Annotated in this window: 12 protein-coding genes; 3 read left to right on the top strand and 9 right to left on the bottom strand. The window is 68.0% G+C overall.

The features are described from left to right. Positions 1–75 precede the first annotated feature (75 nt). The 7 genes from OG203_RS12820 to OG203_RS12790 all read right to left on the bottom strand — a co-directional run bounded on the left by OG203_RS12820 (position 76) and on the right by OG203_RS12790 (position 6,641). Positions 76–672, bottom strand: a complete 597-nt coding sequence (locus tag OG203_RS12820; RefSeq protein WP_405165871.1) for a DUF4126 domain-containing protein — start codon at positions 670–672, stop codon at positions 76–78. 58 nt (positions 673–730) lie between these two features. After that, positions 731–1,528 carry an ABC transporter permease gene (locus OG203_RS12815; protein ID WP_405165870.1) on the bottom strand — a complete coding sequence of 266 codons (798 nt, stop codon included), beginning with the start codon at positions 1,526–1,528 and terminating at the stop codon, positions 731–733. Between the two features lie 4 nt (positions 1,529–1,532). Further along, positions 1,533–2,429, bottom strand: a complete 897-nt coding sequence (locus OG203_RS12810) for a 2-aminoethylphosphonate ABC transporter permease subunit (protein ID WP_405165869.1) — start codon at positions 2,427–2,429, stop codon at positions 1,533–1,535. Between the two features lie 25 nt (positions 2,430–2,454). Further along, positions 2,455–3,630: an ABC transporter ATP-binding protein gene (locus tag OG203_RS12805; protein WP_405165868.1), complete on the bottom strand. Its 1,176-nt coding sequence runs from the start codon at positions 3,628–3,630 to the stop codon at positions 2,455–2,457. A 28-nt stretch (positions 3,631–3,658) separates the two neighbouring features. Beyond that, positions 3,659–4,732 (bottom strand): 2-aminoethylphosphonate ABC transporter substrate-binding protein, encoded by a 1,074-nt coding sequence (locus tag OG203_RS12800; RefSeq protein ID WP_405165867.1) that lies wholly within the window; start codon positions 4,730–4,732, stop codon positions 3,659–3,661. An 83-nt stretch (positions 4,733–4,815) separates the two neighbouring features. Further along, positions 4,816–5,505, bottom strand: a complete 690-nt coding sequence (locus OG203_RS12795) for a phosphonatase-like hydrolase (RefSeq protein ID WP_405165866.1) — start codon at positions 5,503–5,505, stop codon at positions 4,816–4,818. A gap of 8 nt (positions 5,506–5,513) precedes the next feature. Next, the gene (locus OG203_RS12790) at positions 5,514–6,641 is read right to left on the bottom strand and encodes a TIGR03364 family FAD-dependent oxidoreductase (RefSeq protein ID WP_405165865.1); all 1,128 of its coding nucleotides are present in this window, start codon (positions 6,639–6,641) and stop codon (positions 5,514–5,516) included. Between the two features lie 98 nt (positions 6,642–6,739). Here OG203_RS12790 and OG203_RS12785 point away from each other — a divergent pair, with 98 nt between their 5' ends. Next, entirely contained in the window at positions 6,740–7,519 is a 780-nt protein-coding gene (locus OG203_RS12785) for a GntR family transcriptional regulator (RefSeq protein WP_405165864.1), read from the top strand. 1 nt (position 7,520) lies between these two features. Here the strand turns inward: OG203_RS12785 and OG203_RS12780 are convergent, their stop codons facing one another. After that, positions 7,521–8,369, bottom strand: coding sequence for a C1 family peptidase (locus OG203_RS12780; RefSeq protein WP_405165863.1), 849 nt, complete (start codon positions 8,367–8,369; stop codon positions 7,521–7,523). Between the two features lie 271 nt (positions 8,370–8,640). On the opposite strand from OG203_RS12780, the gene OG203_RS12775 reads away from it, so the two are divergent. Beyond that, positions 8,641–9,282 (top strand): papain-like cysteine protease family protein, encoded by a 642-nt coding sequence (locus tag OG203_RS12775; protein ID WP_405165862.1) that lies wholly within the window; start codon positions 8,641–8,643, stop codon positions 9,280–9,282. Next, positions 9,279–9,854 (top strand): hypothetical protein, encoded by a 576-nt coding sequence (locus OG203_RS12770; RefSeq protein WP_405165861.1) that lies wholly within the window; start codon positions 9,279–9,281, stop codon positions 9,852–9,854. Before OG203_RS12775 ends, OG203_RS12770 begins: the two co-directional genes overlap by 4 nt. A 99-nt stretch (positions 9,855–9,953) precedes the next feature. On the opposite strand, the gene OG203_RS12765 is transcribed toward OG203_RS12770, so the two are convergent. Then, positions 9,954–10,964 carry an LLM class flavin-dependent oxidoreductase gene (locus OG203_RS12765; protein WP_405165860.1) on the bottom strand — a complete coding sequence of 337 codons (1,011 nt, stop codon included), beginning with the start codon at positions 10,962–10,964 and terminating at the stop codon, positions 9,954–9,956. Positions 10,965–10,995 lie beyond the last annotated feature (31 nt).

The following is a 10,995-nucleotide window of genomic DNA, read 5'->3' as shown; positions in this document are numbered from 1 at the left end:
GAGGATATGTCGCGCACACCGGGTTTCGCCGGACCGAGATCGAAACACCCGGCCCGCGCGGAACCCGCACCGTGCTCAGGTCGCGGTAACGCCCCGCGCCTGCCTGCGCTGTCTGCGGCGGCGGAGGTAACGGCGGATGCGGGTGGCGAACAACGACACCAGCAGCAACCCGATCACCAGCAGGATGCCCGCGATAATCGCGGCGGCCAGTGGATGGAAAATGGCCAGGGTGACGATCCCCGCGACGGAGACGTCCTCGGCGGTGCTCGTCACGATATTGGTCACCGGTTCCGGCGAGGTGTTGATCGCCATCCTGGTGCCAGCCTTGACCAGGTGGCTCGCCAGCGCGGTCGTTCCGCCGACCGCGCCCGCCGCGAGTTGGGGCAGCGAACCGTCTTGTCCCGCAAGCAATGCCGCGACGACGGCACCGGCGGCGGGCCGGATCACGGTGTGCAACGCATCCCAGAACGAGTCGAAGTACGGGATCTTGTCCGCGACCGCCTCGAGCAAGAACAACACCGCCGCGGCGATCAGCACGTCGGTGCGCTGCAGCGCGTCCGGCACCGAGTCGGACAGGCCGGTGCGGCCGAACAGGCCGAGCAGCAGCACAACGGCATAGGCATTGATCCCGCTCGCCCAGCCCGCGGTGAAGATCAGGGGAAGTGCTGACACGTCGTCATCCTAGGTCGAGACCCGGACCACCGCCCTGACCATCGAGAACACGCTGAGGTCAGCGCAGGGCGGCGCGGCTGCGCAGGCGACCGAGCAGGATCAGGGCGAGGAGGGTGACGAGGACGAGCAGCGTGGTGCTCGCGGCGGCGTCGAAGACCTCGCCGCGATCGGTTTGCGCGAAGATGCCGACCGGCAGCGTCTTCCAGGTGGCCGGGTAGACCATGATGGTGGCGCCGAGCTCGCCCATGGACAGCGCGACGGCGAGTCCGGCGGCCGCGCCGAGCGCGGGGAGCAGCAGCGGCAGCGTGACCTGGCACAGGACGCGCACCGGACTCGCGCCGAGCGATTCGGCGGCCTCGCGGTAGCCGGGGTCAAGGCGATCGAGGGCGGCGGCGACCGCACTGAATGCGTAGGCCAGCACGAGCACCGAATGCGCAAGGATGACAATCCATTTGGTGCCGCCGAGCAGCACCGGGCGCTCGTTGAACGCGATCAGCACGCCGAGGCCGATGGCCACCGACGGGATCGCGACGGGCAGATGGAACACCGCGTCGGTACAGCGCCGCCACCAGCCGGGCGCCGCGCGCGAGGCCAGCGCCGCCCAGGTGCCGAGTATCAGCGAGACGGCGCCCGCGAGCAGCGCGGTCTGCAGGCTCACCGAGAGGCTGGCCGCCTGCTCGCCGGACAGCGCGCGCCCGAAGTTGGCGAAGCCGAGGTTCGACGGCAGCGGGCCGGTCCACTGCCCGGCGAACGCGGCCCCGACGACGGTGGCGATCGGCGCGACGAACACCACGAACACTACGAGCGCGAACACCGCGAGCACCGCGGCCCTGCCGCGCTTGGTCCACATCAGCATCGCCTCAGTTCTCCTTCCTGGCCGTGAACCGGGCGAAGATCAGCCGGTACCCGATGTAGAGCGTGAGCGACAGCAGCACCTGCACCGTGGCGAGCACCGCTGCGCCGGGCAGATCGAAGGTGACGATGCCGCGGGTATAGATCAGCGCGGGCAGCGTGATCACGCCCTTCGCGCCGGTGAACAGCACGATGCCGAACTCGTTGAGCGTCAACAGCAGCACCAGGCTGCCGCCCGCGGCGAGCGCTGGCCACGCCTCGGGCAGCACCACCTGGCGCAGCACCCGCCACGGCGATGCGCCGAGACTCGCCGCCACGTCGAGCTGTTCGCGCGGCAGTTGAGCGAACGCGGCGAGCAGCGGGCGCACCACGAACGGCGTGAAAAAGGTGATCTCGGCGAGGATTACGCCGAGCGGGGTGCTCAGGAAGTTCAGCGCGGGCTCGTTGTTCCCGGTGATGCTGGTGATCAGCGCGTTCACCGCGCCCGCCGTTCCGTAGAGGAACGTGAACGACAGTGTGACGAGAAACGACGGCAGCGTCAGCACGGTATCGATGAGACGCCCGACCACCTGCGATCCGGGAAACGGCACGAATGCCAGCACAATTGCCAGAAACGCGCCGAGCACCAGGCATCCGGCGGTCGAGGTCACCGCGATGAACACGGTGCGCCACAACGCATCCCGGAACGACTCGGAAACGAGCACCTGGGACCAGACCGATGTGCCCCGGCCGGTCGGTGTCACGGTGGACTCGGCGAGGATTCGCACGATCGGGTACACGGCGATGAACAGCACTACCAGCAGTGGCGGCAGACTCCACAGCACCGGCTTCCAGTTGCGTTGTCGCGCAGATAGACCGGGGGACTCGGGCGCGGTAACCGGCTCGAGCAATGCGGGCGCACTCACGACTGCACCTCCGCCGCTCGCGCACTCATGACCGCACCGCGCCGACCGCGCGGGGGATCAGCACCCCGGCGGGGTCGGGGAAGCGGACGCCGACAACGGCGCCGATGGCGGTGTCGACCTGGCCTGGCACGTCGGCGGTGACCTCGTCGGCCAGGCCGTCCACCGCCACGTGCAGGCGGGTGGACGCGCCGCGCCAGACGGCGGAGACCACCGTGCCGCGCAACGCGTCACGCTCGGAGGTGGCGACGATCCGCACCGTGTGCGGGCGCACGCACAGCAGCGTGGGCGCGTCGAGGATCCAATTCTCTTGACCGACACCGGGTGTTGGCGCCTCCGCACGCAGCGTTTGGCTGCCAACGGTGACCAGCGCCGACCCGCCGGACAGGCGATTCACCGTGCAGGGCAGCAGGTTCGCGCCGCCGAGGAACGCGGCGGTGAAGTCGCTGGGCGGCCGCTGCCAGAGGTTCTCGGCGGTGTCGATATCGACCAGGTGCGAGTCATGCATCACGGCGATGCGATCGGCCAGTGCGAGCGCCTCGGACTGGTCGTGGGTCACGTACAGCATCGCCGTGTCCGGCAATGCCTTTCGCAGCTGTTGTAGCTCGCCGAGCATGGACTGGCGCAGCTGCGCGTCCAGCGCGGCGAGCGGCTCGTCGAGCAGCAGCACCTTGGGCCGGATGGCAAGCGCCCTGGCGATCGCCACCCGCTGCTGCTGGCCGCCGGACAGCTCCCTCGGCAGCCGCTTGGCATAGGAGCCCATGCCGACCATGGCCAACGCCTCGGTCACCCTGGCGCCGATCTCGGTGCGCGGCACCCGATGTGACTTCAATCCGAAGGCGACGTTGCCGTGCACACTCATGTGCGGGAACAGCGCGTAGGACTGTACGACAACGCCGATCCCGCGCTTGGCGGGCGAGAGATCGGTGACGTCGCGGCCGGCCAGCCGGACCGCGCCCGAGGTCGGCCGGACGAATCCGGCCAGTGCCTTGAGCGCGGTCGACTTGCCGGAACCGCTCGGACCGAGCAGGGCGACGGTCTCGCCCTCGGCGACGCGCAGCGTGAAATCGGCCAGCGCGACAGTGGTTTTGCGGCCGCTGCGGTAGCTGACCCCGACCCGGTCGAACACGATCGCCGGTTCGGTGGCGGCGGGTCGCGACGGGGCGGTGGTGGATAACTTCGTAAGCGCGTCACCGGTGGACATGGTCGACTCCCTTGTGGTTGACGGCGTTTCAGCTACCGGTGGCTTTCTGGTAGGCGGCCAGGTCGCCGTCCAGGTCGGTGAGCACCTTGTTCCAATCGACCGGAAGCACCTCGACACCCTTGAGCGCCGCACTCGGCGACGGACCCGACCCGGTGGCCGGTGCGTCGCGCAGTTCGGCGCGGGCCGGTACCGCGAAAGCGTCCGGGCCCAAGGTCTTCTGCACCGCGGCCGAGAGCAGGAAGTCCATCAGCTTCGTCGCGTCGGCCTTGTGCGGTGCGCCCTTGGCCAGGCCCATCACGTAGGGGACCGCGACGGTCGACTTCTTGCCGTCGGCGGCGGCCGGGAAGAAGACGGTGAACTTCGAGCTCTTCTCCTTGATGGTGCTCAGGTTCATCTGCACGTCGCCGTTGGCGACGGTCAGCTCACCCTTGTCGACCTTGGCCTGCAGCTTGCCGGTGGACGAGGACTGGCCGACATTGTTGGCCTGCAGCTTGTTCAGGTAGTCGAGCGCGCCCTGCTTGCCGAGCAGCTTCTGCAGCAGGATCAGCACGGCGGTGCCGTCACCGGCCTGGCCGGGCGTCGAATACTGCAGCTTGCCTTTGAATTCCGGCTTCAGCAGGTCGTCCCAGGTGAGCTTGGTTGCGTCGACCGACGGGTTGGCGATGAAGCACAGGTAGTTGTTGGCCAGGGTGACGTACTTGCCCTCGGCGTCCTTGTCGGCCGAGGGGACCGCGCTGGTGTCGATGCCGCTGTCCTGCAGCAGCCCACTGGCTTTCGCCTTCTGGATGAACGGCGGCAGCGTGACGAGCACGTCGGCCTGCGGGTTGGCCTGCTCCTTGTCGACCCGGTTGACGACCTCGCCGGAGCCCGCCTCGACCAGGTTGACCGCGATCCCGGTCTGCTTCTTGAATTCCGCGAACTGGGTCTGGTACCAGGGGCCGACACCGTCGGCGGAGTAGACCGTGATGGTCTTGCCGCTCGCGCTGTCGGTGCCGGTGCCGCCGCAGGCCGCGGTGGCCGCCACGGCGGTGGCGGTGGCGACGAGCAGCGCGGTGCGGGCGAGGGTGCGTGCCAGCTTGACCGGCTTGTACGAAGTACGCACGATGACTACAACTTTCGGTTCGTGAGGAGTGTCGGAGTCGAAGGGGCGGAGGGACCGTCGGCGGCGGAAACCGGTCGACGGGGTCAGGTGAGGTCGGCGAGCACCAGTTCGGCGAACTCGACCACCGACGGCACGACATGGGTGGCGCCCGCCGCGCGCAGCTGGGCCTCGTCGTGCGCGCCGGTGAGCGTGCCGGCGACGATCCGGGCGCCCGCGGCAAGGCCGGTGGCGATGTCGCTGGTCGTATCGCCAAGTACCGCAACACGATTCACGGCATCGGCGCGCAGGCGCAGCAGCGCGGTGAGGACCAGGTCGGGGTAGGGGCGCCCGCGCCCGGCGTCCGAGGGCGCCAGCGTCAGGTCGGCGATGTCGTGCCAGCCGAGCGCGTTCAGCAGGCGGTCCTGGGTGGTGCGGCTGAACCCGGTGGTGAGCGCGACCTTGACGCCCGCGTCGCGCAGCGTCGTAATGGCCTCGGCCGCACCGGGAATCGGGGTGATGTCGACCTCGTCGATCAACGCCTCGTAGGCGGCCTCGAAGGCGCGGTTGGCCTCCTGCGCCCGGTCTTCATCGCTCAGCAGCGCGCGGAAGACGGCGATCTTCGACTGACCCATCGTGTCGAGCACGTAGGTGCGGGCCTGCTCCCGTTGCGGCCCTTCGGTGTCGATGCCCGCCGCGGTGGCGGCCACGTCGAACGCGCGAAGGACCAGTCCGCCGTCGGCGACGGTGGTGCCGGCCATGTCGAGGGCGACCAGTTGAATGGTGTTGTCAGACAACGCAATCCTCACAAATTCAGCAGGTCGGCGGTTTGCTCGCCGAGCGCGGGTCCAAGGGTCATGCCGCGGCCACCCGGTCCGGTGATCACCCAGGTGTGCGTGCCCGCTTCGGCGCGGGTGACGATCGCGGTCGGGTCGACGCTCTGGCTGTACACACCGGCCCAGCGCCGAACCACCTGCGGCAGTTTGCGTCCGAGCAGTTCCTCGGTGACCGCCGTGAGGTGCTCGTAGGGCGCCTCGTCCACGTCGAACGCGAACGGCTCGTCGTACTCGTGGGTGTCGCCGATGGTGAGCCCGCCGTGCAACCGCTGCACGCAGAGCAGCTGCATCTTGTGCTCGGCGGCGGTAGCCGATTGGGACTGTTCACGATTCAGCGTGTCCACCGCCTCGCCCGCGAAGCCGGGGTAGTAGCGGAAGCTGTCGCCGTCGGCGATGGCGGTGGTGAGCGGTTCGCCGAGCGGCGCGGTCTGCATCATCTGCAGCCGGACCCGGCGCACCGGCAGGTCGTCGACGAGCTCGCGGGTCAGGCCGCTGTGCGCGGCACCGGGGCAGACCAGCACCAGATCGGCGTCGAAGTGGCGGCCCTGATCGTCGCGCACCGTGGCGCCCTCGGCGGTATCGATGACCGACCTGGCCTCGGTGGCGGCATGGCAGGTGTAGCGGCCGGTGGCGGCCATATAGGCGCGCAATGCGGGCAGCACCTGCCGCGACTCGACCGCGGCGTCGGTCGAACAATGCAGTCCGGCAAAGAATTTCCCGCGCAGCGCGGGGTTGAGCGCGCGCACCTGCTCCGGTTCGAGCAACTCGAACCCGCGCGCGGCGGCCGACGGACCGGCCGCGGCGGCCTCGGCGACGGCCAGCTCGGCGGGGGTGCGCACCAGCGTGATCGACCCGGCGGCGCGGAATCCGACACCGGGGACCTGGCCGCCGATCTCCTCCCACAGCTCGCGTGAGCGCAGCGTCAGCTCCAATTCAGCGGCCGAGCGCCCGGAGACCCAGACCAGGCCGAAGTTGCGTACCGTCGCGCCGCGGGCCTCGGTCTCCCGCTCCAACTGCACGACGTCGTGACCGCGGCGGACAGCGGCCAGGGCGTGTGCGGTGCCGAGGATCCCACCTCCGATGATGACCAATCGCATGGCCCCTATGGTGCACATTGGTCTAGACCAAGGGGTGTTGCCGACGCAAACGTCAGGTTAACAATTGGTATAGACCAATTGCGGGTAGGCTGTGCCACATGGAAGCAACGGAGGTGGGCGGGGTCGGTGCCGAGGTGGCGCCCGGCGATACGCGCGGCGCGCGCGCCGAATTCGCGCTGCCCGACCGGCTGCCGAAGTCGTATCGCGTGCGCACCGAGCTGGAAACGATCCTGAGTGATCTGGCCGAGGGCGATCCGGTCCCGTCGGAACGTGACCTGGCCGTGCGGTTCGAGGTGGCGCGCGAGACCGTGCGTCAAGCGCTGCGAGATCTACTGGTGGAGGGCCGAATTCGCCGACAGGGGCGCGGCACCGTGGTCTCTCGGCCGAAAATGGTTCAGCCGCTGTCGCTTCGCTCCTACACCGAGGGCGCCATCAGCTACGGCCGCGTCCCCGGCCGCCTGCTCGTCAGCTGGGACGACGTGTCCGCCGACGCCGACACCGCCCGCGATCTCGATGTGCCCGTTGGTACTTCGGTCATGCACCTGGAGCGCGTCCTACTCGCCGACGGCGAACGCATCGGCCTGGAGAGCACCTACCTACCCCTGCACCGCTTCGCTACGCTGCGCACCACTTACGACCCGACAACTTCGCTCTACGCGGCGGTGCGCGGCTCCGGCGTGATCTTCGGCCGGGCCACCGAACGCATCGAAACGGTGCTTGCCTCCCCGCGCGAGGCCGCCCTCCTCGAATGCACCACGGCCCTACCGCTTTTGCTGCTGCACCGTCGCAGCCTCGACGCCGACGGCGCCCCGATCGAACGCGTCCGCGGCCTCTATCGTGGCGACCGCATCGCCTTCGAAGCGCACCTCACCAAGTAGCTCAGGCGGGCAGCAGCCGGCCCATCGAGTGGATTTCGTTCACGTCGGCGCTGGTGATGAAAGACCAAGGGGCGGTGAAGAAGCCGTTCTTGCCCCAATTCGGGCCCCAGGAATTCTCGACTGTCACCCCTTTTGCGTCGTACGCGACGATGGTGACCTCGTGGCCGCCGAGGATTTTCTCGCCGGCTGCGGGGTTGTAGTTGTCATTGGTGCTATCGAGGTCCTCGAAGCTCTCTCTGACGTCGAATCCGAAGGGCACCGGCAGGCCGGATGCGATCGCCTTCTTGATGTTGGTGACGATATCGCCCTTGGTGAGATCCAGTGCGCCGGACAGTTTGTAATGGGTGGCGTTAGCGCGTTCCTTGGCGTCGGGCTGGGTCGTGTAGTCGAAATCGCCCTGCCAGTAGTCCGATTTGGTGTCGATGCCCTGCTGCTGCTCGATCGGCAACGCGACTCCGGCGTAGGTGCCTTGATCGTCGCCCTGCGCGATCTGCGAGTAGATGAACATGGGGGCCATCGGATCGCCTGCGATCTGCTGCTCATTCATCAACACCCCGTACCCGGTATATCCGGTTGCCCAGGTGACGCACGATCCGACCTGACCCTGATCGCCCGCGGGTAAAGCGTACTGGCGCAGCGAATATGCGGCAGGTGGCGCACCGATCGTGCCCACCTGAACCGGCAGCGCCGAACCGACGGTGGTATCCCGGCCGAGGCTGTCGTGGGCGGCCGCGCGGTCGAGCCCGAACGCATGGTGCTTGAGCTGCGGAGCTGGCACGTCCGGGGCGGCGTGCGCGGTGGCGAATACCGCGAGGCTGATGCCGAGGGCGGATACGAAAGCGGCGGACAAGCGCGAATACTGCAAGGTTCCTCCTGCTGAGCCCCACGATCCATCACTTCCGGATGGAATGATCGGTGAACTGAACAGGGAGTGTTCCACGGCATTTTGGCGGCGACAATATAAAAGTCACCCTGATTCATTTAAGTCGGTGTTAACGGCGGTGTCTCGCAAGTAAATTCACCCAAGTCGCCCAGCCGCACTGTGATTCTTTGCGGCCCGATTGCGGCCGAGCGTAGGGATATGTACCGTGCCATGGTATTTCCGCTCGGAAGGATGAGGCATGGCGTCGAAATGGAAGCTGTTCTGCTGCCCTGTCGCGATATTCCTCGCCTTCGCACTCCACGGCTCCGCCGCGGCCGAGCCGGATCCCGCTGTCGGGCATCCGCACGGTTTGGCGGTGACACCGAACCTGCCTCGGGTTCCGGAACCGCGCAGCGCCGTCTTCGGTGCGCAGACGCTGCCCTATCTGCAGCAGACCCAGAGTGCGGACCAGTGGTGCTGGGCCGCCGATGGATCATCGATAGCGACGTATCTGCACCGGCCGATCAGCCAGAATCAATACTGCGCACTGGTGCACGGCGTCAGCGGGGACGGCGCCTGCCCCAATGAGGAGGCATCGCTCGAGCAGATCGCCTCGGCTTTTCGGGGGATCGGCTTCGACGCGGCCGTCGGCGCGCCCTTGACGATGGCCAAGGTCGTCGATGAGATCTCGGCCGATCGGCCGATCCTCACCGGTATCGCGTGGGCGGCAGGCGGCGGGCACGCACAGGTGATCTACGGCTTCGACGTGGACGCGGGCACCGTCACCTATGGGGATCCGTGGCCGTCCTCGCGGCGCAGCGTCACGCAGGCGATCGACTCCTACACCCGGAATTCGGACTGGACATGGTTCGGCGAGGATTACGGCATCGCACCCCGATGAGCGGACCGGTTCCGCGCTTCGCGATCGGTCTCGCGGCCGTCGGTCTTGCCCTGTCTGGCTGTGCGAATCACGGTCCACCCGCGACGGCATGGGAGAGCGAGCCGGACAGCAGTGCCATCGACCGCGCGATCGATACTCCGGCGGCGCAGCGGCTCGCGGGATCGTTCCTTCGATCGTTGGGTGCGTCGAATGATGGCGGGGCCGCGATATTCCGCCGAGATGGCGCATCGGTCACGGTGTACGCGACCGATCCGTCGTCCCGCGACGATCTCGAGCGCGCCGGAAACAAGTCCTATATCGCGGTGCCGGTGCACGTGGCCGGGCGCAGTGCCACCGACACCGTGCAGTTGGAACCGTTGCCACCGTACCTGCCTCGGGCCATGGCAACGGGGGTGGAAGAGACGAGCCAACCACGTGCTGCCGACGTCCGGTTGCTACTCGACTATCCGACCCACACCTGGTTCGCCTGGACGCGAACCGGAGTCACCGTGATCTCCTCGCAGACGACCCCCGCATTGGCGGGCAAAGAATTCGACGGCGCGGGGTTGCGTGCCTGGCTGCAATCCCGTTGACCCGCCACGTCGTTCGCGCGCCTCATTGCCTGCCGCGCACGGAATCGTCATCGATTTCGTGCGCGGGCGCCAATCCGTGCGCGGCGCAAGGGTTTTCGGTCAGCCGACCTGTGGTGCGACCTTCGCGCCGAGCAATTCGATGTTGTGCAGCACCTTCTCGTGCGGCAGGGTGCCGACGCTGGTGTGCAGCATGAAGCGGTCCAGGCCGAGGGTGTCGCGGATGTCGGCGATCTTCTCGCCGACGTAGTCGGGAGTGCCGACGAACAGTGAACCCTCTTTCGAGCGCAGGCCGTCGAACTGTGCCTTGGTCATCGGACCCCAGCCGCGTTCCCGGCCGATGACGCTCATGGCGAGAGCGTACGGCTCGTAGAAGTCGGCGACGGCCTGTTCGTCGGTGTCGGCGATATAGCCGTGCGCGTGCACCGCGACCGGCTGCTTCTCGTGGCCGCCCTCGGCGAGCGCGCGGTGGTACAGATCGACAAGCGGCTTGAACCGGGCGGGCTGGCCGCCGATGATCGCGATGGCCAGGGGCAGGCCGAGCAGTCCGGCGCGGACCACCGACTCTGGGCTGCCGCCGACCGCGATCCACACCGGCAGCGGCCGGTTGTCGGTGCGCGGGTAGACGGTGGCATCGCGCAGCGGCGCGCGGAACTTGCCGTTCCAGGTGACCGGCTCGTCCTCGCGGATGTGCAGCAGCAGTGCCAGCTTCTCCTCGAACAGCTCGTCATAGTCGGACAGGTTGTAGCCGAACAACGGGAACGACTCGGTGAACGAGCCACGTCCGGCCATCAGCTCCGCGCGACCGTTGGACAGTCCGTCCAGCGTCGCGAAATCCTGGTACACCCGTACCGGATCGTCGGAGCTCAGCACGGTGACCGCACTGGTCAGCTGGATCTTCTCGGTCCTGGCGGCGATGGCGGCCAGGACGACGGCGGGGGAGGAGGCGGCGAAATCCTTGCGGTGGTGTTCGCCGACGCCGTAGACGTCGAGTCCGGCCTGCTCGGTGGTGACGGCCTCCTCGACCACCTCGCGCAGTCGGGCACCCGCGCTCGGCGCGGGCCGGTCGCCTACCGGGTACAGCTCGGCGAACGTCGTGAGTCCCAATTCCACGGTCGAGCCTCTTTCCTGGGTTTGTGTCGAT

The sequence above is a fragment of the Nocardia sp. NBC_01499 genome (assembly GCF_045040275.1).
GTDB lineage: Bacteria > Actinomycetota > Actinomycetes > Mycobacteriales > Mycobacteriaceae > Nocardia.
The sequence above is the reverse complement of the archived record's forward strand: the minus strand, read 5'-3'. Positions and strand labels throughout refer to the sequence as shown.

Excerpts from the sequence above, each read along its gene's own strand:
- OG203_RS12770 (WP_405165861.1), top strand. The coding sequence starts at position 9,279 with ATGAGCGGACCGGTTCCGCGCTTCGCGATCGGTCTCGCGGCCGTCGGT.
- OG203_RS12790 (WP_405165865.1), bottom strand. The coding sequence starts at position 6,641 with ATGCGATTGGTCATCATCGGAGGTGGGATCCTCGGCACCGCACACGCC.
- OG203_RS12815 (WP_405165870.1), bottom strand. The coding sequence starts at position 1,528 with ATGCTGATGTGGACCAAGCGCGGCAGGGCCGCGGTGCTCGCGGTGTTC.
- OG203_RS12805 (WP_405165868.1), bottom strand. The coding sequence starts at position 3,630 with ATGTCCACCGGTGACGCGCTTACGAAGTTATCCACCACCGCCCCGTCG.
- OG203_RS12775 (WP_405165862.1), top strand. The coding sequence starts at position 8,641 with ATGGCGTCGAAATGGAAGCTGTTCTGCTGCCCTGTCGCGATATTCCTC.
- OG203_RS12785 (WP_405165864.1), top strand. The coding sequence starts at position 6,740 with ATGGAAGCAACGGAGGTGGGCGGGGTCGGTGCCGAGGTGGCGCCCGGC.